Consider the following 22,300-nt stretch of genomic DNA (forward strand, 5'->3'; position numbering starts at 1 on the left):
CTCCTTCTCTAACCGGTTTGTTACTTTTTATTGCGGTTTTGCCTTTTTTCCATTCTTCTCTTTTCTTCAGCCATCTTTTTCTTATAGCCCGGCTTTACTTTTTTGGGCTTTGGAAGGCTTGCTCCCTGCTTTCCTTTTTCAACGGAAGCTTTTTTCATCCGTACAGGAACTTCTATCCATTCACCGTTCTTGATTTCTTCCTGGACAAAATGAATCTTGCGGCTTTGCAGCTTTTGGATCGCAAGCTGATCGGATGGTTCATAAATGGTTGCGGCAATACCAGACATGCCCGCACGTCCCGTCCTGCCTGTACGGTGAATATAATAATCCAAATCAGACGGCAGTTCAAAATTAATGATGTGGCTGATGCCTTTAATATCGATACCACGCGCAGCCAGGTCGGTCGCAACTACATATTGGAACTCGGCTTTTTGTACGCGTTTCATGATGTTTTTTCGCTCACGCGGAGGCACATCCCCATGAATGCGTTCAACATTCATTCCCTCTGCAAGCATTGCATCCGCGACCTCATCCGCTGTTTTTTTCGTATTAACGAAAATTAAGCAAAGATACGGATTATAGGCCTTTGCCACCTCAATCAGTGTTTTCTTTTTATCCCTGTGTTTTAACGGGATTAACACGTGCTTGATTTCTTTGGCCGTTGCCTGTTCCGGACTGATATGAACATGCCGGGGATTATTCATGTACTTTCTCAGGAAAGGCTGCAGTTTTTCAGGTATGGTCGCTGAAAACACCAGCATTTGAATTTCATTTGCCATGCGTGAAGCGACCTGGTCAACGTCCTCAATGAATCCCATATCAAGCATTTGGTCCGCTTCATCCACAATAAGTGTGGTTGCCGAAAAAATACTGATTCCTTCGTTGTTAACCAGATCCTTAATGCGGCCCGGTGTTCCTATGATAAGATGGGGTGCATTCTTCAAACGGTCTGCCATTCGTTTTCGGTCGGTACCACCGACCACGGTCTTGGCTCGCACATACTGGTCTTCCGGAAAATAAGGAGTCAGTTTTTCGTACTCATCAAAAATCTGTTGTGCCAGTTCTCTTGTTGGTGCGGTAATCACAGCTTGAATTTCATTTCTCGCTGGATCGATCTTGCTCAGAACCGGAAGCAAAAAAGCAAGAGTTTTTCCTGATCCGGTTTGTGACTGGCCAATAATGTCGTGGCCCTTCAATATCCCGGGAACAACCCGTTCCTGAATATCGGTTGGTTTTTTAAAACCTTGCTCGGTCATTGCGTTTAATAAAAAAGGTTTTATATTTAAACGGTCAAACGCTGTTTTCATTTTTTATCACCTGACTTTTTACATTTGTAGGGTCTACTTTTAGTATTATAGAGGAAGTCTTTGAATTTAGCTATGTAGAATAGGAAATCCGCCTAATAGCATGACATCCGCACACCTCCTGGCCTTCCATTTCATATCTTTAAGGGAAGGGTATTTTTTTGAAGGGAGGGTCAAAACCATGTATCCATTTCCCCCTAGAGGTCCTCAGGGAGGACGTACGCCTCATGCCAACGTGCCGCCCGGACAACGATTCGCTCCTCCAGGCGGCATGCGGTCCCTGCCAGGCCTGGGCGGTGCGGCAAGATCACCATTGAACATGCTGACGATGGTGGAAAACGTCCAGAAAATGTTGCAAGTGGCTGAAACTATGGGCCCGATGGTTAAACAGTACGGACCAATGGTTAAAAATCTGCCAGACATGATGAAATCGCTGAAGGAATTCAGAGATAATACCAATAAAGCCTTTAAAGAAAAAAAGGAAGCAAGAGAAGAAGCCAAAGTCCAAAAAGAAAACACAGTCCAAGTAGAGGCAGAAGCACCAACCAAAAAGAAAGAAAAGCCTGCTGCAAAAACCAAAAAGACACCAAAGGTTCAGCAAAAGCCCCAGTCCAAACCACCTGTTAAAATCGAAGTAAACAGTGAATGGCTGGATGAAAGCAGTTTTCCTTATGATTTGCCTGTAAATGGAGAGAGCTCAAGCTTTCCGTATGACATCCCCGAAGGAACACCAGAAGATGCAAAAATTATGATCGGTCCTGCCGCTTCCCCAGCTGCCCCAAAGGTAAAGAACATCCAGGCACCACCAAAAGCTCTAAAAAAAGGGCCGGTCAAAAAGCTGCAGCCTGCACCAAAGCTGTTTATCTAGCGGTGCAGGGTCCCTTCATTGTTTTCTGATACACTCTCCTTTATAATGGTATAAGGTGTTCAGACCGTCTTCGTGACGGATTCTGCATATCCTACTTTTACGTTGTATAAGGGAGAGATGTACATGAAGGTAGTAAGAATATCTCCTCGAGGTTATTGCTATGGCGTAGTCGATGCCATGGTATTAGCAAGACAGGCGGCTAAAGACCCATCATTGCCCCGTCCTATCTATATTCTGGGTATGATTGTTCATAATAAACATGTAACTGACGCTTTTGAAGAAGAGGGAATTATTACATTGGACGGCAAAAGCCGTCTCGATATTATCCGAAACATTGAATCCGGCACTGTGATTTACACCGCCCATGGTGTATCACCTGAAGTGCGGCGCCTCGCCCATGAAAAAGGGCTGATGGAAATAGACGCCACCTGCCCTGATGTAACCAAAACCCACGATTTGATCCGTGAAAAGGAACAAGATGGGTATGAAGTGATCTACATTGGAAAGAAGGGTCACCCTGAACCCGAAGGAGCCATCGGTATTGCGCCCCGGGCAGTTCACCTTATCGAGAATGTGCAGGATATTCAAAACTTGCAAATTGATAACAAAAAGATCCTGATCACTAACCAAACAACCATGAGTCAGTGGGATGTAGCCGAGATTATCAAACAGCTTCTTGTAAAATATCCTGAAGCCGAGGTTCACAAAGAAATTTGCCTGGCGACTCAAGTCCGTCAGGAGGCAGTTGCCGAACAGGCTAAGGAATGTGACCTCGTTCTAGTGGTTGGAGACCCAAAAAGCAACAATTCCAACCGTCTGGCACAGGTTTCGCAGGAAATTGCAGGAACACAGGCATACCGGATTGCAGATGTGACTGAAATTGAACTGGATTGGCTAAAAGGTGTGAAGACACTCGGTGTTACTTCAGGAGCCTCCACCCCAACCCCGATTACAAAGGAAGTCATCTCTTTCCTCGAACAATATGATGAAATGGATCCTTCAACATGGGAAAAAGAACGAAAAGTAAGTTTGGCCAAAATATTGCCAAAAGTAAAAGCAAAATAAAAAAAGTCTGGTTCAAGATATTTGAACCAGGCTTTTTTTTAGAAAAAGAGAAAAGGATCGGTATGAACTTCGGAAGATACGACTTCGGTTGAGTATCCCTTTTTTTCCAAACTTGCCGTGAGATACTCCCGAAGCCCTTTCTTCATGATTTTCTCTACATTATGTCCTGGATCCACAATCGAAAGGCCCGCCGCTTGAGCATCATGTGCATTGTGATAATACATATCACCCGTTACAAGAACATCTGCACCTTTCATAATCGCGGAATAAATAAATTTATTTCCATCCCCTCCAACAACTGCAACCTTTTGTACCTTTTTATTGTTCCCTTTCACCGCGCGCAGCGAACGAACATCCAGCGTTTTTTTTACATGGGCAATAAACGCTTCAAACTCCATTGGTTTTTTCAGCATTCCGATTTTGCCAATCCCGAGAGCTTGTCCTTCGTTTTTCAGTTCGTACACATCGTAAGCCACTTCTTCATAAGGATGAGCCTGAACCATAGCTGCCACCACCTGATTCATTCGTTCTTCCTGAACAACCGTTTCGATTTTAAGCTCGCTGACCGCCTCTAGCTGGCCTTTTGTTCCAATGAAAGGATCAGTTCCTTCTAGCGGCTTAAACGTGCCTTCGCCGGATGTGTTAAAGGTACAATGGCTGTAATTTCCGATATGTCCCGCTCCTGCAGCAGCCATCGCATCTCTCACTTTTGTGCTGTGCTGCTCTGGAACATAAACAGCCAGTTTGTACAGCCGCTTCTTAACCGTTGTTTTAAGCACTTCTGTGTTTTGAAGCTCCATCGCATTGGCCAGCCAGTCATTCACTCCACCCTTAGCAATATCAAGGTTCGTATGTGCCGCGTAAACAGCAATATCATGCTTAATCAGCTTCTCAATCATCCTTCCCTGCGAAGTGGATAGATCGACTTTCTTTAAGGGACGGTAAATCATTGGATGGTGGGCAATGATGAGCTGTACTTCTGATTCAATAGCTTCATCCACCACTTCCTCCAATACATCCAGTGCAATCATTACCTTTTTGACCGGTTGGTTAAGGTTTCCCACCTGCAATCCAATCGGATCCCCTTCTTCTGCCAGTTGTTTGGGTGCGAGGACATGCAAATCTGAAATGATCGTTTGTCCGTTTGCATAATTACTCATAGACTTAACTCCTCCTTCACCAAATCAATGCGCTTTTGCAGACTTGCTTTTCTTTCGGCCAGATCAGGAGATTCACTTCGTTCCATCTGCTGCAGAATCTTTTCCCACTGATGAAGCTCGCCTTTCCACTTTTCAACAAATGCCTCGTTTTTCTCTTTCATGAGAAATGGACCAAGAAGCAATTCCAGCTCTTCTTTTTCGCTATAAGGCTGTTCTTTTTTGTCCCAATCGGCCACAAGTACTTCGTATATTTTACCGTCCTCTTTAATAATTTCTTCATGCACAAGGATCCAGTTTTCTTTCATAAGCCATTTTCTTACAGTATCTGCGCCAACATTGGGCTGCAGCACGAGCCTTTTTACACCTTCAATTTTCGTTTTTCCCTTTTCCAGAATACTCGATATTAATTGGCCGCCCATTCCGCAAATGGTGATCACATCTGCCTCGTTTGGTGAGAGGATGTCCAAACCGTCTCCCTTGCGCACTGATATTTTGTTTTGAAGGTTGGCCGCCTGAACTTCGTGGAGAGCGGATTGATAGGGGCCTTCATTAAGTTCACCAGCAATCGCATAGACCACCTGATGTTCAAGGATTAAATAACACGGAAGATAGGCATGGTCAGAACCGATATCCGCCATCACTGCCTCCCTGTGTATATGGGCTGCCACCGTTCTCAGCCTGAGGGAAAGGTTATCTCGTTTCATTAATTCCACCTGCTTTTATTTTCATAGTTCTTATTATGAACAACTCGTGCTAAAAAAACAAAAAGCTGGCTCTTCACAACACATCACCTGTGTCGTCCGGAGTCAGCTTTTCTATTACTTTTTCTTTGAAAGCCATTCAGCGATAATTTGTTGCTCTTCACCTTTTACAACACCCGCCGGCATTCCGCCTGATTTACCATTTTTAAGAATGTTGGTAATCTGCTCTTTTGAATACTTGCCTCCAACCTTTTGAAGATTCGGTCCAACCGCGCCTTCAAGGTTTTGTCCATGGCAGGAAGCACAGTTTTGTTTAAAAATCGCTGCCGGATCCAGTGCTGCCTGTTCTTTTTCTTTTTTCGCTTGTTCCTGATTATGTATTCCCCAAAACGACATGCCAATAACGAGAATAATACCAATCACTGCAGTGAATATAAAAGGAATAAGCGGATTTCGTTTCATGATTTTTCCTCCTTCGTCTGTTATACAATTGGTGTACATTCTGCCTGCTTATGTAAGTGCTAACAATCCATATCCTATTTTACTTGAAAATAGAGTTGAAGGAAAGAAAAAGTTAAACTTTTGCTAGTTTTATCAATCTTACACAAGTATCGGTACAACACTTTACTTTTGGGCCCGCCTCTTGGACTTGATGAGAAAAAACCGTCCGCTGAGCGGACGATTTTACCTTACCAGGCCTTCTTTTACGTTCATCAGTCGTTGTGCCTCTTCACGGAGTTTATACTTTTGAATTTTACCTGAAGCGGTCATGGGATATTCTTTCATAATGAAAATATGCTCCGGGATCTTAAACTTGGATATTTTCCCTTGGCAATAATCCACCAATTCTTCCTTGGTCAGCTGTTCCCCTTCCTTCAGCTGCACACAGGCCGCTACTTTTTCACCATATTTCTCATCGGGAATCCCAATCACCTGAATATCAAGAATCGATGGATGGGAGTATAAGAATTCTTCCACCTCACGCGGATAAATATTTTCTCCACCGCGTATGATCATATCCTTTAAACGTCCGGTGATTGCCACATAGCCATCATTGTCCATAACAGCCAGGTCGCCCGTATGCAGCCAGCCTTCAGAGTCAATAGCATTAGCTGTCGCTTCAGGCATCTTATAGTAACCTTTCATCACATGATACCCTCTCGTACAAAGCTCTCCCTGCATTCCCGCTTTCAAAAGATCTCCTGTAACAGGGTCGATCACCTTCACTTCAACCCCGGAATGCGGCTTTCCTACGGTCTCCACCCGTTTTTCAATGGGATCATCAGGAACCGTCTGTGTAAACACAGGAGAGGTTTCCGTCTGACCATAGGCAATGGTGATTTCTGACATCCCCATTTTGTTGATAACACTTTTCATCACTTCAATTGGACAGGTAGATCCCGCCATCACACCCGTTCGTAACGAGCTAAGGTCATAGCGTTCAAAGTTCTCATGGTTTAGCTCGGCAATAAACATGGTTGGAACACCATGAAGAGCCGTACATTTTTCTTTTTCAACGGTATCCAGCACTTCTTTCGGGTTGAACTGGACGACAGGCACCATGGTGGCGCCTGCCGAAACAGCTGTGAGCGTTCCTATGACACATCCAAAGCAATGAAAAAATGGAACTGGGATGCAAAGTCGGTCCTCACTAGTGAGTTTCATTGATGCAGCCAGCCGGTGAGCATTGCCCATTATATTGTTATGCGTCAACATGACGCCTTTGGGAAAACCTGTCGTCCCTGACGTATATTGCATGTTGATGACATCATCCGGGTGCAGGCTTTCCTCTCTTTGGGCAAGATCATCATCCCAAACGGCTTCGCCAGCGCCCAGCATTTCTTCCCAGGTCAACATGTTGTCATGTGCTTCATTGCCCATAAATATCAGCTTTTCAAGAAATGGGAATTCTTCTTTTTTCGCCTGAATGGTTTGTGCCATTTGTACATAGGATGTATCTTTAAATCCTTCGATTAAAAAAAGGGCTTTGGCATCCGACTGTTTGAGCAGATACTCGAGCTCGTTTTGCTGATAACTTGTATTTACCGTTACAAGGACAGCACCAGCTCGTGCAGACCCAAATTGAAGCAAAATCCACTCCGGAACATTGGTCGCCCAGACTGCAATATGGTCCCCTTTCCTGACCCCGAGGGCCATTAAGCCTTTTGCCACTTTTTCGGTTAACTCATAAAACTCCTGATATGAATAACGAATTCCGAGCGTGCTGTAAACAACGGCTTCATGTGACGCCAGAGCATGTGCCTGCCCTTCAAGGTATTTGCCAATTGTCAAAGAACCATTCACAGCCATAGTTCACCCCTTCTACTGGATTTAACAGCCAATTTCTCTTGCGATAACCATACGTTGGATCTCCGATGTGCCTTCACCGATTTCTGTCAGTTTGGCATCCCTGAAATATCGTTCTACGTGATAATCTCTCATATAGCCATAGCCGCCATGGATCTGTACGGACTCGGAGCAGATTTGCATGCATATCTCTGATGCATATAGTTTCGCCATAGCCGCTTCTTTTGAAAACCTCTTACCCTGGTCCTTCAGCCATCCTGCCTTATAGACCATGTTTCGTGCCAGTTCAATCTTCATGGCCATATCCGCAAGTTTGAACTGAATTGCCTGAAACTTGGAAAGAGAGGAACCGAATTGCTTCCTTTCCTTGGAATATGCAAGAGCTTTATCGTAGGCTGCCTGGGCAATGCCTACAGCCATCGCTCCGATGCCGATCCTTCCCCCGTCCAGGGTAATCAAAAATTGCTTAAAGCCATCTCCACGTTTTCCAAGCAGATTTTCCTCCGGCACGTTGACACCGTCGAGAATCAATTCAGTTGTATTGGAAGAATGAAGTCCCATTTTTTCATAGTTATCAATAACCTTAAAACCTTCTGCATCCGTTGGAACAATAATAGCGCTGATTTCTTTTTTGCCGTTACTCTTTCCAGTAACCGCCGTGAGCGCCAGGTGCTTTGCATAACTCGCGTTTGTGATATAGCACTTGCTTCCGTTGATGGTCCATTGACCATCTTGATTGATCGCTGTTGTCTGTGTACCCCCTGCATCTGAGCCAGCGTTCGGTTCGGTTAGTCCAAAAGCACCCATCGATTCACCTGTACAGATCGGCACAAGGTATTTTTGTTTTTGTTCTTCTGTTCCAAACAAATAAAGAGGAGCGCCACCCAGTGATACATGTGCAGAATAGGTAATGCCTGCAGAACCACAGGCTCTGCTGAGCTCTTCTACGGCGATAGCAAACGATATGGTGTCGGCTCCTCCACCTCCGTATTCTTCCGGAAATGGAAGACCCATGATTCCAAGCTTCGCGAGCTTTTTAAAAATTTCCAGAGGAAACCTTTTTTCTTTATCGCGTTGTTCGGCACCCGGAGCCACCTCTTCGTCCGCAAATTCCTTCATCATTTTTTGAATCATTGCCTGTTCATCTGTTAATGCGTAATTCATGGCAGACCCACCTTTTGTGTAATTTCACCATTGTGTGTAATCGCTTTCAAGTTTATTATAGATATAAAGGCAGAATTTTTACAACATTAACATTTTTGATTTCTTTCTTTTTTTACCTCTTATTGGAAGTCTGTATTTCTCAAAGGCATTTGCATTCCGTTCTCAGAATCAGTAAAATACATATTAATAAATGGTAAATTTGGAAATTCCATTAACAAAAAAGCCTGCCCTAAGGCAGACTTGATCATTCACTATTCTATTCCAAGAAGTCCTTGAGTCTTTTGCTTCGGCTTGGGTGACGAAGTTTACGAAGAGCTTTTGCTTCGATTTGGCGGATCCGTTCACGTGTAACACCAAACACTTTGCCGACTTCCTCGAGCGTTCTTGTACGCCCGTCATCTAGGCCGAATCGTAAGCGAAGCACGTTCTCTTCCCTGTCAGTAAGGGTATCAAGAACGTCTTCCAGCTGTTCCTTTAAGAGCTCATAAGCGGCTGCCTCTGAAGGAGCAAGAGCATCCTGGTCTTCAATAAAATCACCAAGATGGGAATCATCCTCTTCCCCGATCGGTGTTTCCAGAGATACAGGTTCTTGAGCTATTTTCAAGATCTCACGCACCTTGTCAGGTGTAAGTTCCATTTCTGCTCCAATTTCTTCCGGAGTTGGTTCACGGCCCAAATCCTGAAGAAGCTGCCGCTGGACACGGATCAGTTTATTGATGGTTTCAACCATGTGAACAGGAATTCGGATGGTTCTTGCCTGGTCCGCTATCGCACGGGTAATCGCCTGTCTGATCCACCATGTGGCATAAGTACTGAACTTATATCCTTTACGGTAATCAAATTTTTCAACGGCTTTGATCAATCCCATGTTACCTTCTTGAATCAGGTCAAGAAAGAGCATTCCGCGGCCTACGTACCGTTTGGCAATACTGACAACGAGCCTGAGGTTGGCTTCCGCCAGACGGCGTTTTGCTTCCTCGTCTCCTTCTTCAATTCGCTTGGCAAGGGAAATCTCTTCTTCAGCGGAAAGAAGGTCCACACGGCCGATCTCTTTCAGGTACATCCTGACGGGGTCATTTATTTTAACACCTGGAGGAACACTCAAGTCGTTGAGGTCAAATTCCTCTTCTTCTTTACCGGCTTCAAATTTCGGCTCTTCCTCATCGCCATCGGTTTCATCGGAAACTTCTACCCCTTGTTCTTCAAGGAAGTTGTAGAACTCATCCATTTGTTCGGAATCCTGGTCAAAAGGAGCCAGTTTATTTGTGATGACGGTATACGTCAGCACCCCGTTCTTTTTACCTGCTTCAATTAGTTGCTCTTTTACTTGATCGATGGTTAATTCGCCTTCCGTCTCCTGACGGTTTGGTTTTTCAGCCATTCGATCCCCTCCTTCCACACTTCACCAAAAAAATTATGAACCTTTTAACTCTTTTTGCATATGAAGTATTTCCATTGCTATTTGGGCCGCCCTGGCAAAATCCTGCCCGCGTTCCGCTTCCTTTTTTTGTTTCTCTTTACTCTGTATCTCCAACCATTTCGGATAGTTGGTGATCTGCCTTATATAATCACTCATTTCCCTGTCGGAAAGATGTTCATTGACGGTCAGCATGGCCAGTTCGGATGCAATCTTGTTTAACCTTTCATCTTCAATGCGCTGCAGGAATAAACCAACATTGGGCAAATTTCCTTCTTCGTAGAAGGCGTATAAATAAGCTGCAACTGCATTGTGTTCTTCAATGTTAAATGACGCTCCAACTGACTCCTGAACCCTAATGGCCACATCGGTGTTTTTCAGCATATGTGCAAGAAGAATCCGTTCAGCATTATGATAGGCAGGCAAAAGCGGTTTGTTAAAATATGTTTTATACCTAGGATTATTATTCCTGTTTGGTTCCACATTATCCTTTTTTCGCTTCTGCTGCTTTGCAGTAAGGTACTGCTGCTGTTTAAGTGCCTCCAGAGAAAGGTTGAATTCATCGGAAAGCTGCCGTAAATAATGGTCTTTTTCGACAGCATTGGACAGCCTGCTGATTTCCTTAATAATCTCTTCGATGTAGAGCATGCGTTCTCCTTCATCGTTAAGATTTTTCCCTCTTCTGAAGTATCGAATCTTGAATGCCATTACGGTTAAACTTGCCCCTATTACATCCCTATTAAACTTCTCAGTGCCAAATTTTTGGATGTAGTCATCGGGATCAAGTCCATCAGGCATCTGCGCAATTCTGACATTAACGCCAGCTTTTTGAAGAATGGCAGAGGCACGGAAGGCAGCTTCCACACCTGCATTATCCGAATCATAGCAAATGACAACGGAAGGAACATTCCGTTTCAGCAATTTAGCCTGCTCCTCGGTCAGGGAAGTGCCGAGTGTGGCCACCCCGTTCTCCACGCCAGCCCGCCATGCCGCAATCGTATCGACATAGCCTTCAAACAGAACCGCCTGCTCTTTCTTCCTCATTTGCGGCCGCGAAAGATGCATGGCATACAGGTTGTTCCCTTTATTAAACAGCATGGTTTCAGGACTGTTTAAATACTTGGGTTCACCGCTGCCGAGGATTCTTCCGCCAAAAGCAATGACCCTGCCGTTTCTATCCCAAATCGGAAACATTATCCGGTTTCGGAAACGGTCAAAAAACTTCCCGTCAAAATCACGTGTACCGAGCAAGCCCGCTTTTTCACAGAGATCGAGCGAAAATTTTCTTCTCTTTAAAAAATTGGTCGCCGCATCCCATGAGTCAGGAGCAAAACCGATCTGAAAGCGTAAGATAACTTCATCCGTAAATCCCCGGTTCTTTAGATACTCCAGCGCCTTAAGCCCTTGCTCAGTGTTCAGCAGGTAATGGTGATATAGCTTTGCCAATAGCTCGTGGGCCTCTGTCATCACCGCACGGTTATCGGAAGCCTTAGAGTTCCCCTGCTGGCGTTCCAACTGAGGTAAATCTATTCCGGTTCGCTGTGCAATATGCTTGACGGCTTCCAGAAAGGAAAACCCTTCAATATTCATTAGAAAAGAAAAAACATTTCCGCCCACCCCGCAGCCAAAACAGTGATAAATCTGTTTGTCCGGTGCAACGGAAAAAGAAGGAGATTTCTCACCGTGAAAAGGACATAACCCAAAATAGTTGCGCCCTTGTTTCTTTAAGTTTACGTATTCACTGACAAGCTCAACAATATCTTGAGACGTTCGAACCTTTTCAATCAGTTCGTCCGGAATTCGTTCTGCCATGTTTAAACACCGCTTTATTTACTTTCCTGTCTCAGAAAAATTCAGACAGGTAATAATTATTCGTTATAAATTAATGAAGTCCTTCAATATTCGACAATAATTTTTGAAATTGTTCAGAGAACCGTTCCAGATCACTTTCACGGAACTTCGATGGTCCCTTTGTTCGCTTCCCTGCTCTTCTCTGTTTCCCGGAAATGTATCTTTCAAAAAGTATTTTTTCCATTTCTTCCTCCTGGTAAATAAATCCACGGGGATGAAAGGTCACCACACCTTTTGGAACGAGAATGCTTGCCAAGCCAAAGTCCTGTGTAACGGCAATATCTCCCTTCACTGAATGATTCATAACATATAAATCTACTTCTTCCCGGTTGGAATCGACAAGCACCCATTCCACACCAGGCGCAGGATCCGTGTAGTGGGCATAAGAGATAACAAAAAATACCGGTACTCCAATTTCACGACAATGTTCGATAATTGCCTTTTTTATCGGAGCCGGACATGCATCCCCATCAACCCATACTTTTACTTTAGAATTTAGCATAAATTACAATTCTACATCCTTCATAGGTTTCCTTCTGTTAAAAACATTTTGTCGAAGAAAACCTCTTTTTGTTTTACTGCTGTAGAAGAATGTTGTTTCATAGAATTCCGCAAGCATGCCCATAGAAAGAACATTCCAGTCCTATTCTTGGTTGCATTGCTAACTTTTAATCACAATTTTATATTATAACTAAAAATTAATCATAATGCCAGAGAAAATAATCACCACGAAAAGGCGCACAAAATCCATTTGATTTCGTACGCCAGACAGACGTTTATCTGTAATTTTTCCCTGTGTATATATTGTAGATCAAATTTGCCGATTCTTCGACGGCTTTATTTGAAACATCAATGACTCTGCAGCCAATGCGGTCTATCGTTTTATTGAAATAATCAAGCTCCTGGCGAATGCGATCCATATTCGCATAGTTCGCTTCTGAATTTAACCCGAGAGCCATCAGGCGTTCCCGACGGATATTATTCAGTTTTTCAGGTGTAATACTTAAACCGAAACACTTTTTGGCAGAAACCTTAAAAAGCTCCTCTGGCGGTTCAACTTCGGGCACCAACGGAACATTGGCCACTTTCAGCCGCTTATGTGCCAGATACTGGGACAACGGAGTTTTCGAGGTTCTTGAAACCCCGACCAGAACAATATCTGCCTTCAAAATTCCGCGCGGATCTCTTCCATCATCATATTTGACGGCAAATTCGATCGCTTCCACTTTTCTGAAATAATCATCATCCAGTTGATGTACAATGCCAGGCTCATATCGTGGAACCTGCTGAAGCAGCTGCTGCATCTGGCTCATCATTGGACCGATAATGTCCACGGCAACAACACCTGACGCTAACGCCTGTTGAAGCAAGAATTCTTTCATCTCGGGTATAACGAGTGTGAACGCAATCAGCGCGTTGTGCTCTTTGGCCAAGGCAACGACTTCCTTAATGGTGCCCTGGTCCTCCACATAGGGTACTCGTTTCAATTCAATGGCTGCGGTATTAAACTGGCTGGCCGCGGCTTTAACCACAAGCTCTGCCGTTTCCCCCACAGAATCAGATACAATATAAATCATTGGTCGATCTATTTTGTCAGTCATCCTTACCTCCTGATAGTTAAGATCAAAGGATCATTTCGTCCCTGGCCAATTCAACAAAGGCCTTGGTGACGTTCGTTTTTGTAATCCTGCCCACGACTTCATAGCCTTCGCCGGCTGCGGATTGCTTTACGACCGGAAGTCCGTCAATTTGCTTGTCAATCATGATTTGTGCCACATCGAGCAAATGGTCTTCCTTGAAACAAAACGTGATATTTGGCATTCTGGTCATAATAATATTGATAGGAATGGCGTTCAGTTCCTGTTTGCCCATACTTGCCCTCAGCAGATCTTTCCTTGAGACCACACCAACAAGATGAGACTGTTTATTTACGATAAACAATGTTCCTACGTCTTCGAGAAACATGGTACATATCGCTTCATAAACCGTGGATGATTCTGAAACTACGACCGGGATGGATGAAAATTCGTGTACCTCTATTTTTTTGATTTTCTCGGTCAATAGCTGCGATCCGGTTTTTCCCGTATAAAAATAGCCTACTCGCGGCCTGGCATCCAAATAGCCAGCCATTGTCAGTATGGCAAGGTCCGGCCGCAGCGTGGCCCTCGTCAGGCTCAGACGGTCAGCTATGTGTTCCCCGGTTATCGGCCCATGATCTTTTACGATCTGCACTATCGTTTCTTGCCTCTTATTTAGTTCGATTGTTCGCACCACCTTAGCAAACTTTTAAATGTGTTATACTCTTAATTAAACATTATATACTAATCAAGGGAGCAAACGAAACCATAACACAGGGTTATTCAAATTTATTCAATTGATTGAGAAACTTTTTTGATTTAAAAACCATGCCTGAATTTTCATCGATATATGTAGTCAGGACAAAACGGATCTGATCTTTTGTTTGTTTTTTTAATGATATGTTCCCCAGACGGTTCAGGTCGAAATGATAAAAAAGCCGGAGAAGCCTAGCTGCCGGCTGTGACAAGGGTATCCGGTTCGGATCCAAGTGGCTGCATCTCTCACAAAGTAAACCACCCTCCCGAATTGAAAAGGAAAATTCTCCTTCCGTTCGGCCGCAATTGGCGCAGTGATCCACCTGAGGGCCGATTCCGGCCAGCCGCAGCATTTTCATCTCAAAAATAAAGGTAATAACTTCAGGATCTGCTCCTTCGTCCAGTTGGTGCAGGGATTGCCACAGGTGCTCAAATAAATAAGGCTGAGGGTTCTGCTCCTCAGTCACTTTATCCAAAAATTCAATCATATACGCACAATAGGCGGTTTTAAACAAATCTTCTTTTATTCCCCGAAATGAGTCAATAATTTCTCCCTGATTAAGGGTACCCAGGCCTCTGCCCTGTTGATAAACAAAATGACCGTATGTAAAAAGCTGCGCAACAGAAGAGAGGCGACTTTTAGGTTTCTTCGCCCCTCTTGCCATAACACCGATTTTACCTTTTTCCCGTGTAAAAAGAGTCAGGATGACATTTGTTTCACCGTAGTCCACTTTTCTGATGACAATTCCTTCAACCTTTTGCAGCAAGTTTACCACCACCAGGTTCTTTTAATGAAGGCTCCTTATTGGATGGGAGAGTCAATAGGTGCTTGAGGGTCCTCCTCTTGAACCGTTCTCGCTGACATGTCCACTTCAAGTTCTTTAAACAACAAATAGGTATCGATACTGCCCGTTTCGCAAAATACCTTCCAGGTAAATTCTTTCATGGGAATGTTCCACCTTTCACGTTGTTTTTTTAAACTCTCTTGTCCTTAGGGTTGCCTTATAACAAAAATTAAATGTGAAGGAAAATATGGAAGCTTAATACTCGTCTTCGTTAAATCCAAATTCTTTCAGATTGCTCGTTTTATTTCTCCAATCCGCCTGAACTTTTACAAACAGCTCAAGAAAAACTTTGGTTCCCAGCAGGTTTTCAATATCAGTGCGTGCCCGCTTGCCCACTTCCTTGAGCATGGAACCTTGTTTTCCAATAATAATTCCTTTTTGCGACTTTCGTTCAACAATGATGGTAGCATTGATAAAGACGACATCACGATCTTCGCGGCGCTGCATCTGTTCAATCACGACAGCAATCGAGTGAGGAATTTCCTCACGAGTCAGATGAAGCACTTTTTCCCGAATCAGTTCTCCGACAATAAAGCGTTCCGGATGATCAGTGACCTGATCCTCGGGATAGTACTGCGGTCCTTCCTCAAGGTATTCCGTAATCTGATTCATCAAGGTGTTTACATTATTCCCCTGAAGCGCGGAAATGGGAATGACTTCCTGTACCTCGACTTTATTGCGGTAAAATTCAATAAGCGGCAGAAGTTCATCTGGATGAATGGTGTCGATTTTGTTGATTACCAGAAAAATCGGCTGGTTGATTCCCTGAAGTTTATCAATGATAAATTGATCGCCCCGTCCATAGCCTTCCTCCGCATTAATGACAAAAAGGATCAAATCCACTTCTCTTAATGTCTGCTGGGCAATCTTTGTCATAAAGTCACCCAACCGGTGTTTTGGTTTATGAATACCCGGAGTATCGATAAAAATAACCTGTGCTTGGTCAGTTGTATAAACTCCTTGGATTTTGTTTCTTGTTGTTTGCGGCTTATCACTCATAATGGCAATTTTTTGGCCGATGATATGGTTCAATAACGTTGATTTTCCTACATTTGGCCGTCCAATGATGGATACAAAGCCTGATTTATAACCTGTTTTATTCATTTAAATCCCCCGGTGAAAACGCTCCAGGAAGCAATTCTTCCACAGTCGTTTCCAAAATGTCTCCTTGTAAATTGGTTAAATACACTTTCATGTCAGATGGGCATAATTCCGAAATGACCTGTCTGCAGGCTCCGCAAGGCGGAACCGGACGTTTTGTGTCTGCCACAACAGCAAGTGCAGAAAATTCTTTATCGCCCTCTGAGACCGCCTTAAAAAGCGCGGTACGCTCCGCGCAGTTCGTCACACTGTAGGCCGCATTTTCGATATTGCAGCCATGATAGACCTTTCCGTCTTTGGTCAGAAGGGCTGCCCCCACCTGGAATTTGGAATAGGGAACATACGCACGGTCTCTGGCTGTAACCGCTTCCCTGACCAGTTTGTCTTTTTCCATATTCGTTCCACCTTTCAACATTCATCCTTTATCCTACTGATTGATACAATGCTTCATCTATTTTGTTTACGTTTATGGCGTTTAAAAAAGATAATGCAAGACAGGTTTTACAAATAGCAGTAATCCGATTATAACAGCAATCAGTGAAAAAACCAAAACGGCACCCGCTGCCATGTCCTTGGCCTGCTTGGCCAAAGGATGGAATTCCTCCGTAACAAGATCTACCACCCGTTCAAGAGCAGTATTGACGATTTCCAACGAAATGACAACTCCAATGACAATGAAAAGAATCGCAAATCGCACTTCAGAAAAATCCAGCACATACGCAGCACCCAAAACAACCAGGCTGATCAAAAGGTGGATTTTAATATTTTGCTCCCCTGCTAAAGCGGTCTTTATACCGGACCATGCAAATTTGAAACTTCGAAAAAACCGGCGGGCAGCCATCGCCTGTTATCTCGTCAGGCCGTATGCATTTAGGATTTCATCCTGCCGGCCAAACATTTGTTTTTCATCCTGCTCACATAGATGATCGTAGCCTAAAAGGTGAAGAAAACCATGGACCGCAAGAAATCCAATCTCCCTCATCAAGGGGTGCCCGTATTCTTCGGCCTGCTGCTTTGCAGTATCCACGGAGATAATAATGTCCCCAAGGATTCTTGGCAGTTCGGCTCCCGTGATTTCAATCTCCCCTTCGCCCATTTCTTCCATGGCGAATGAAATCACATCCGTTGGCCGGTCCTTGTCCCGGTATTGTCTATTGATTTCGTGGATCCTCTCATCGGTCACGAATGTTAATGACAGCTCGGTTTCATCAGGCAGCTCCTCCATGGCTGCAGCATGATTGAGAAGATTGGTCAATTCCTCTACCTGCTCCGGTGTCACCTGTTCGGTTTCGTCAGTAAAATCAATGTGTAAGCTCATTTATAAATCCACCTTCTTTTTAATTTGCTGTTCGGGGTATTCGATCCTCGAATGGAAGATACCGTTCAATGTCTGGCTTAGCGTTTTAGCGACCGTATCCAATTCTTTAAAGGTCAGTTCACACTCGTCAAACTGGCCATCCTCCAGCCTGTCTGTGATAATTTTGCGAATAATGGAGTCAATTTTAACCGGTGTCGGCTTAGATAGAGAACGCACGGCTGCTTCGACACTGTCTGCAATCCCCACAACAGCAGATTCCTTTGATTGTGCTTTTGGACCCGGGTATCTGAAATCCGATTCCGGAATATCTTTTTCGCTCTGTTCTGTTGCCTTATGGTAAAAGTATTGAAGCAGTGTGGTTCCATGGTGCTGTTCGGCAATATCAATAATTTCTGCCGGCAAGTTATATTCTTTCAACATCTCCGATCCATCATACGGATGCGCAATAATGATGGTCTTGCTCAGCTGTGGAGTTAATTTCTCATGGGGATTGTCCATATTCATCTGATTTTCGATAAAAAAGTGCGGCCTTTTTGTTTTTCCAAGATCGTGATAATATGAGCCCACCCTTGCAAGCAACCCGTTCGCACCGATGGATTCACAGCCTGCTTCGGCAAGGTTGGCAACCATGACGGAATGATGATACGTCCCCGGCGCTTCAAGCAAAAGCTTGCGCAGAAGGGGATGATTCGGGTTGGAGAGTTCAATCAGCCTTGTTGTGGATAACACACCAAACCATGATTCAAATACAGGCATCAGACCCAACGCGAGCACGGATGCCAAAAATCCGGAAACAAAACCAAACCCAATCTCGACTCCAATCTGTACGGGTGAATATTTTCCGTTTTGAAGCAGCAGAATGATCAGGATCGATACAACATTAATAAAAGAAACGAGAAGCCCCGCTTTCAGTATCCTTGATTTTAAATGGCGCTTGCCCAGATAAATAACGCCTGCAATACACCCCAGCAGTACATAGATCCCGAGCGGAAAGTTAAATGTACCGGTCGATCCTTCATTAAACATCAATGTGGCGCACAGCGCAAATAAAACACTTGAAAGAATAGCTGTAAATTCGTTCAGGAGCATTTTGATCATCATCGCTCCCGCTGCAATAGGAACGATAAAAAAGATTCCTGTAATCTCCATTTTGTCAATGAAGCTGGACAGCTTCATCACCAGGAGGGAAAAAGCCATCAGGATGATATAAAGGAGAATCTGTTTTCTTTTGCCGCTCTCTTTGGCAGCAAATGAATCTCTTATTAAATAATACAAGCCTATGACCAGGATAAGAACAAAAAGGAGCAATCCAACATAGGGATATACCGCAACTTCTTTATCCAGCAGACCGACTAGCTTTAACTGTTTAAATTTTTCAGGCGTTATGACATCGCCCTCTCTTACGATGATTTCCCCTTCTTTAATCTCCACAGGCTCTGCTTCATCAATGGCTTTTTGCTTGGCAAGCTTCGTTTTATCCACATCAAGCAGATAATTAGAAACAATATTGCTTCTCGTCAGCTCGATTACTGCACTTTTTAATGAAGAAGCAAAGTTGGAATTTTGCTGGATGTTATCTTCGGCCCGGTCGCGAAAAAATCCAAGTTGGTCCACTCTGATCTTATTTTTCAGCGTGTCATTGATAACCGAACTAGCCAAATCTCTTGCTGAACGCAATTCTGAAGGAGATGCATTAAACAGAGCAGTATAAGCTTCGGGTGAAATTTGATTGTTGCCGACCATGCCCTTGATCTGATCGATTTTCTGATCAAGTGTAAGTGGTTCTTTGTCTTTGTCCTTTTTTTCCGCTTCGTTAATTTTTTCAATGGCCTTGAAGATTTCATTTGATTTTTCAGCTTGTTTGAGCGGACTGTCTTGATCATAGGAATAGATATTTTCTACCGTATCCGCCGCATCCTTTTGCTTTTTTAGCGTTTCTTCCTTCATTTCAATGGTGATCGGTGATTGTATGTCCCGAGGAGAAATGGAATACGGCTCAGCATCCACCGTATCAGGTGTGACATTGCTTAATAAAGTCGAGTAAATGATCAAGGCCAATAATCCAAAGAGCAGGATCGACCAACTTTTAGGTGAGTTCTTTCTTTTAAGCTTAAACCGTTTTATCACATTATTGCTCATCACATTCAGCCCCCGCCTGTCACTGCTTTGTATTTCCATATTAACAAAAACTGGACAGAGAAGGTATAGCAGAATTGCAAGCGTAAATTTTTCTCTGCAAAAAAAGAAGAAGCCTCAGGTTTTATTTAATAAACCTGAGGCTTCTTCTACTTGCCACCCTCGTTCTTTTCGTAGGCCGAAATGATGCGCTGGACCAGCGGGTGTCTTACCACATCAAGCTGCTTTAAGAAAATAAACTGTATGCCTGGCACGCCATTCAAGGTGCGTTCTGCCACTTTTAACCCTGACTCTTTCCCTCTTGGAAGGTCAATTTGGGTTAAATCGCCCGTAATGACCATTCTTGAGCCAAAACCAAGGCGTGTCAGAAACATTTTCATCTGTTCTGGAGAGGTATTTTGAGCTTCATCAAGAATGACAAAGCATTCATCGAGCGTTCTTCCCCTCATATAGGCGAGCGGCGCAATTTCGATGGTGCCTCTTTCAATCAGTCGTTCTGTATGTTCCATTCCCAACAAATCATGAAGAGCATCATACAGCGGACGCAAATAGGGGTCGACCTTTTCTTTTAGGTCGCCAGGGAGGAAGCCAAGGCTTTCACCAGCTTCAACTGCCGGCCTTGTCAAAACAATCTTTTTGATTTTTCCTTCTTTCAAGGCAGCTACTGCCATAACCACAGCCAAGTAGGTTTTCCCTGTACCTGCAGGGCCAATCCCAAAGACCAGGTCCCCTTTTTTCATCGCTGTTACATAATGACGCTGACCGAGTGTTTTTACTCTGATTGGTTTGCCTTTTACGTTGGTTGTAATCTCCTGCTGATACAATTCAGTGATTTCATCGAGCATTTCCCGTTCCGCCAGCTGAACAGCATAAACAATGTCTCGTTCGGAAATATGAATTCCTTTTCGGATCAATCCCAGTAGCACGATCAGCACATCTTCCACCTTTTGAACGGCATCATCCGTTCCCGTAACCGATATGTCTTCGCCTCTTGTGACAATGGTGACTGAAAGCTTATCTTCGATAATATTCAGAAAAGCATCGTTCGGTCCGAAAAGCGCCAGGGCTTCTCCCTGATCTTCTAGTTGTAATCGCTGTAATTTAGTGGTTTCTGACAAACTACTCAGTCTCCTTGTTGGATAAGTATAGGTTGTTCAGATGCAATATTTTCAATTACCTGGTAGTGCATCGATAAATTTACTTTACCATTTGAAACGGACTGGCGCAAAATTTTTTCTCCCTTAATTTTCGCATCGTGGGACAGCAGTTTCCTTACTTCTTTTCTGGCCATTGCTTTCCCTGCCTGGATGGCTTGGGATCTTGTATACACACGGTGCACGCCATCCGTTTCCCTGATTTCCTTCTTTATATAAGAAATCGGCAGTGTCCATTTCCAAAATTTCAGCGGAGTTTCATTCTTGCTGACCTCTTGTGTTTTATATTCCTCATCTTTCCAGCCCCAAATCGGAATTTTGAGACCAAACAGATTTATTTTATGCTGCGTTACCATGTTTCCCGTAAAGGTTTGAAAATCCGTTTTTAGCGGAACGGTCACGCTTGTCGTATACCATGTTTCCCCCCAGACTACTCCCTTGGCCGGGACAAGCTTGGTTTTCCCTTCCTTTCCGATATATCCGGATACGAGGAGACTGCCCTTATAGACAAACTGATTCGGGGAAACCACGGGTTGTCCTTTTTCAACGAACATATCATAGATCACCGCATCCTTTTTTGCCACCAGATGCTTTGGTGATGACGTTTCCTTTCGTTTAGGGATTTCCTTTTCTACAACCTGAAAATTATAGGTTGTCCCATTCAGACTGACTCCGATCCAGGTTACATTGTCCATGGCGTTGGTCAGCTGCTGCTGAAGCTGTCTGACATTGGGGAGAAGGAAGATAAACTTGCCTTTTTTTATCCCCAATTCTTTTGCCGCTTTGAGAAGCTGGTATTCTGTTTTAGGATTTGCTCCTGTCACATTAATATTCCAAACCATATTGGATAGCAGAAATATAACCACAAAAAAACCTGCAAGTCCAAGCAAGAGGCCGTTCCTTTTCCACATCCTGACTGCCCAAAACGGCAGACCGTTCTTCTCTAACAGGCGAAACTTGCACCTTGTTTGTTTCATAAGCGGCCGTACTTCTTTCATGTTTTTCGTATAAAGGCAGGCGGATACTGACCCCTCTCCTGTCCGTTCGATGTTCCAGATTGCGATCCCCCGGGCCAGGCATCCATTGATGAAACCTTCAATATCGTCGCCTCTCAATTCGATTTTCACATAACTGTTTATCAGCTCCAGCCAGTCCTTTTTCATAGCAGCCTCCCGTACTGGTTTTTAAGTGGATTTGTCATAATAGACCCCTTCAATGGTGCCTTCGAGCAATATTTCTTCGGGAAGAATGGTTTTAATAACAAAGTCCTGACCTTTGATCACAAGGTGTCCCTGCTTTAAACGAAGCTTTAGTTCTTCCCTTGAAAAGGCCATAACCCCTCTGTGATTTTCTATATAGATATGTAACTGGCCAATCATCGTAATGCGGGGTAAATCCATCATGGCATCCGCTGGGAGATCAAGTTTTTCCACTAACCATTTTGTTACTTGCTGCCTCCACTTTGCCATCAGCAACACCCCTCTCATCTCATTTTTATGAAAGGGTGAGATAAACTATCACCATAAATTAAAAAAAGGACCGCATAAGATGCAGTCCCCTTTGACACATGGTTCTT

At 43.9% G+C, this 22,300-nt stretch carries 22 protein-coding genes and 1 pseudogene; 2 read left to right on the plus strand and 21 right to left on the minus strand.

Annotation, left to right across the window (positions count from 1 at the left end):
• Positions 1 to 20: 20 nt before the first annotated feature.
• A complete protein-coding gene (locus tag QNH15_RS15495) occupies positions 21 to 1,307 on the minus strand; it encodes a DEAD/DEAH box helicase (RefSeq protein ID WP_129474994.1) in 1,287 nt (428 codons plus the stop codon).
• 178 nt (positions 1,308 to 1,485) lie between these two features.
• On the opposite strand from QNH15_RS15495, the gene vrrA reads away from it, so the two are divergent.
• Both vrrA and QNH15_RS15505 read left to right on the plus strand, forming a co-directional pair.
• A complete protein-coding gene (gene vrrA / locus QNH15_RS15500; RefSeq protein ID WP_283889224.1) occupies positions 1,486 to 2,172 on the plus strand; it encodes a VrrA/YqfQ family protein in 687 nt (228 codons plus the stop codon).
• Between the two features lie 123 nt (positions 2,173 to 2,295).
• Positions 2,296 to 3,237: a 4-hydroxy-3-methylbut-2-enyl diphosphate reductase gene (locus QNH15_RS15505; protein WP_061971138.1), complete on the plus strand. Its 942-nt coding sequence runs from the start codon at positions 2,296 to 2,298 to the stop codon at positions 3,235 to 3,237.
• 38 nt (positions 3,238 to 3,275) lie between these two features.
• On the opposite strand, the gene QNH15_RS15510 is transcribed toward QNH15_RS15505, so the two are convergent.
• From QNH15_RS15510 to yqfC, 20 genes and pseudogenes are all read right to left on the minus strand, one after another.
• Complete coding sequence (locus QNH15_RS15510) at positions 3,276 to 4,397, minus strand: Nif3-like dinuclear metal center hexameric protein (RefSeq protein WP_283889225.1); 1,122 nt, start codon at positions 4,395 to 4,397, stop codon at positions 3,276 to 3,278.
• On the minus strand, positions 4,394 to 5,101 hold the full coding sequence (locus QNH15_RS15515; RefSeq protein ID WP_283889226.1) for a tRNA (adenine(22)-N(1))-methyltransferase: 708 nt from the start codon (positions 5,099 to 5,101) through the stop codon (positions 4,394 to 4,396). Before QNH15_RS15515 ends, QNH15_RS15510 begins: the two co-directional genes overlap by 4 nt.
• 114 nt (positions 5,102 to 5,215) lie before the next feature.
• Entirely contained in the window at positions 5,216 to 5,560 is a 345-nt protein-coding gene (cccA, locus tag QNH15_RS15520) for a cytochrome c550 (protein ID WP_283889227.1), read from the minus strand.
• Between the two features lie 222 nt (positions 5,561 to 5,782).
• Positions 5,783 to 7,408 carry an AMP-binding protein gene (locus QNH15_RS15525; protein WP_283889228.1) on the minus strand — a complete coding sequence of 542 codons (1,626 nt, stop codon included), beginning with the start codon at positions 7,406 to 7,408 and terminating at the stop codon, positions 5,783 to 5,785.
• 21 nt (positions 7,409 to 7,429) lie between these two features.
• Positions 7,430 to 8,569: an acyl-CoA dehydrogenase family protein gene (locus tag QNH15_RS15530; RefSeq protein WP_283889229.1), complete on the minus strand. Its 1,140-nt coding sequence runs from the start codon at positions 8,567 to 8,569 to the stop codon at positions 7,430 to 7,432.
• Positions 8,570 to 8,825: 256 nt separating this feature from the next.
• On the minus strand, positions 8,826 to 9,950 hold the full coding sequence (gene rpoD / locus QNH15_RS15535) for an RNA polymerase sigma factor RpoD (RefSeq protein ID WP_061971150.1): 1,125 nt from the start codon (positions 9,948 to 9,950) through the stop codon (positions 8,826 to 8,828).
• A gap of 588 nt (positions 9,951 to 10,538) precedes the next feature.
• Positions 10,539 to 11,798 (minus strand): annotated as a pseudogene (dnaG, locus tag QNH15_RS15540) (DNA primase); the annotation flags it as partial.
• Between the two features lie 70 nt (positions 11,799 to 11,868).
• Positions 11,869 to 12,339, minus strand: coding sequence for a YaiI/YqxD family protein (locus QNH15_RS15545; RefSeq protein ID WP_283889231.1), 471 nt, complete (start codon positions 12,337 to 12,339; stop codon positions 11,869 to 11,871).
• Positions 12,340 to 12,613: 274 nt separating this feature from the next.
• Positions 12,614 to 13,438: a pyruvate, water dikinase regulatory protein gene (locus tag QNH15_RS15550; protein ID WP_074440500.1), complete on the minus strand. Its 825-nt coding sequence runs from the start codon at positions 13,436 to 13,438 to the stop codon at positions 12,614 to 12,616.
• Positions 13,439 to 13,460: 22 nt separating this feature from the next.
• Positions 13,461 to 14,111, minus strand: a complete 651-nt coding sequence (gene ccpN, locus QNH15_RS15555; protein ID WP_283889232.1) for a transcriptional regulator CcpN — start codon at positions 14,109 to 14,111, stop codon at positions 13,461 to 13,463.
• Positions 14,112 to 14,193: 82 nt separating this feature from the next.
• Complete coding sequence (gene recO, locus QNH15_RS15560; protein WP_283889233.1) at positions 14,194 to 14,937, minus strand: DNA repair protein RecO; 744 nt, start codon at positions 14,935 to 14,937, stop codon at positions 14,194 to 14,196.
• 35 nt (positions 14,938 to 14,972) lie between these two features.
• Positions 14,973 to 15,116: a YqzL family protein gene (locus tag QNH15_RS15565; protein ID WP_074440501.1), complete on the minus strand. Its 144-nt coding sequence runs from the start codon at positions 15,114 to 15,116 to the stop codon at positions 14,973 to 14,975.
• 94 nt (positions 15,117 to 15,210) lie between these two features.
• The gene (gene era / locus QNH15_RS15570) at positions 15,211 to 16,119 is read right to left on the minus strand and encodes a GTPase Era (protein ID WP_283889234.1); all 909 of its coding nucleotides are present in this window, start codon (positions 16,117 to 16,119) and stop codon (positions 15,211 to 15,213) included.
• Entirely contained in the window at positions 16,112 to 16,510 is a 399-nt protein-coding gene (locus tag QNH15_RS15575) for a cytidine deaminase (RefSeq protein ID WP_061971161.1), read from the minus strand. Before QNH15_RS15575 ends, era begins: the two co-directional genes overlap by 8 nt.
• Before the next feature lie 81 nt (positions 16,511 to 16,591).
• Positions 16,592 to 16,957, minus strand: coding sequence for a diacylglycerol kinase family protein (locus QNH15_RS15580; RefSeq protein WP_283889235.1), 366 nt, complete (start codon positions 16,955 to 16,957; stop codon positions 16,592 to 16,594).
• A gap of 6 nt (positions 16,958 to 16,963) precedes the next feature.
• Positions 16,964 to 17,434: an rRNA maturation RNase YbeY gene (ybeY, locus tag QNH15_RS15585; RefSeq protein WP_061971165.1), complete on the minus strand. Its 471-nt coding sequence runs from the start codon at positions 17,432 to 17,434 to the stop codon at positions 16,964 to 16,966.
• Positions 17,435 to 19,573 carry an HD family phosphohydrolase gene (locus QNH15_RS15590; RefSeq protein WP_283889236.1) on the minus strand — a complete coding sequence of 713 codons (2,139 nt, stop codon included), beginning with the start codon at positions 19,571 to 19,573 and terminating at the stop codon, positions 17,435 to 17,437.
• A 146-nt stretch (positions 19,574 to 19,719) separates the two neighbouring features.
• A complete protein-coding gene (locus tag QNH15_RS15595; RefSeq protein ID WP_061971169.1) occupies positions 19,720 to 20,688 on the minus strand; it encodes a PhoH family protein in 969 nt (322 codons plus the stop codon).
• Between the two features lie 5 nt (positions 20,689 to 20,693).
• Complete coding sequence (gene yqfD / locus QNH15_RS15600) at positions 20,694 to 21,887, minus strand: sporulation protein YqfD (RefSeq protein WP_283889237.1); 1,194 nt, start codon at positions 21,885 to 21,887, stop codon at positions 20,694 to 20,696.
• Between the two features lie 21 nt (positions 21,888 to 21,908).
• Entirely contained in the window at positions 21,909 to 22,196 is a 288-nt protein-coding gene (gene yqfC, locus QNH15_RS15605; protein ID WP_061971698.1) for a sporulation protein YqfC, read from the minus strand.
• Between the last annotated feature and the right edge of the window lie 104 nt (positions 22,197 to 22,300).

It is taken from the genome of Fictibacillus enclensis (assembly GCF_030123385.1).
Classification (GTDB): domain Bacteria; phylum Bacillota; class Bacilli; order Bacillales; family Fictibacillaceae; genus Fictibacillus_C; species Fictibacillus_C enclensis.

Bases quoted from the DNA above. Each gene is read 5' to 3' on its own strand.
- QNH15_RS15590 (WP_283889236.1), bottom strand. From the start codon at position 19,573: ATGAGCAATAATGTGATAAAACGGTTTAAGCTTAAAAGAAAGAACTCA.
- ybeY (WP_061971165.1), bottom strand. From the start codon at position 17,434: ATGAGCTTACACATTGATTTTACTGACGAAACCGAACAGGTGACACCG.
- era (WP_283889234.1), bottom strand. From the start codon at position 16,119: ATGAATAAAACAGGTTATAAATCAGGCTTTGTATCCATCATTGGACGG.
- QNH15_RS15505 (WP_061971138.1), top strand. From the start codon at position 2,296: ATGAAGGTAGTAAGAATATCTCCTCGAGGTTATTGCTATGGCGTAGTC.
- vrrA (WP_283889224.1), top strand. From the start codon at position 1,486: ATGTATCCATTTCCCCCTAGAGGTCCTCAGGGAGGACGTACGCCTCAT.
- cccA (WP_283889227.1), bottom strand. From the start codon at position 5,560: ATGAAACGAAATCCGCTTATTCCTTTTATATTCACTGCAGTGATTGGT.
- QNH15_RS15495 (WP_129474994.1), bottom strand. From the start codon at position 1,307: ATGAAAACAGCGTTTGACCGTTTAAATATAAAACCTTTTTTATTAAAC.
- QNH15_RS15530 (WP_283889229.1), bottom strand. From the start codon at position 8,569: ATGAATTACGCATTAACAGATGAACAGGCAATGATTCAAAAAATGATG.
- rpoD (WP_061971150.1), bottom strand. From the start codon at position 9,950: ATGGCTGAAAAACCAAACCGTCAGGAGACGGAAGGCGAATTAACCATC.
- QNH15_RS15515 (WP_283889226.1), bottom strand. From the start codon at position 5,101: ATGAAACGAGATAACCTTTCCCTCAGGCTGAGAACGGTGGCAGCCCAT.
- QNH15_RS15575 (WP_061971161.1), bottom strand. From the start codon at position 16,510: ATGGAAAAAGACAAACTGGTCAGGGAAGCGGTTACAGCCAGAGACCGT.
- QNH15_RS15565 (WP_074440501.1), bottom strand. From the start codon at position 15,116: ATGAAAGAATTTACCTGGAAGGTATTTTGCGAAACGGGCAGTATCGAT.
- QNH15_RS15580 (WP_283889235.1), bottom strand. From the start codon at position 16,957: ATGGCTGCCCGCCGGTTTTTTCGAAGTTTCAAATTTGCATGGTCCGGT.
- QNH15_RS15545 (WP_283889231.1), bottom strand. From the start codon at position 12,339: ATGCTAAATTCTAAAGTAAAAGTATGGGTTGATGGGGATGCATGTCCG.
- yqfD (WP_283889237.1), bottom strand. From the start codon at position 21,887: ATGAAAAAGGACTGGCTGGAGCTGATAAACAGTTATGTGAAAATCGAA.
- QNH15_RS15525 (WP_283889228.1), bottom strand. From the start codon at position 7,408: ATGGCTGTGAATGGTTCTTTGACAATTGGCAAATACCTTGAAGGGCAG.
- QNH15_RS15550 (WP_074440500.1), bottom strand. From the start codon at position 13,438: ATGACTGACAAAATAGATCGACCAATGATTTATATTGTATCTGATTCT.
- QNH15_RS15510 (WP_283889225.1), bottom strand. From the start codon at position 4,397: ATGAGTAATTATGCAAACGGACAAACGATCATTTCAGATTTGCATGTC.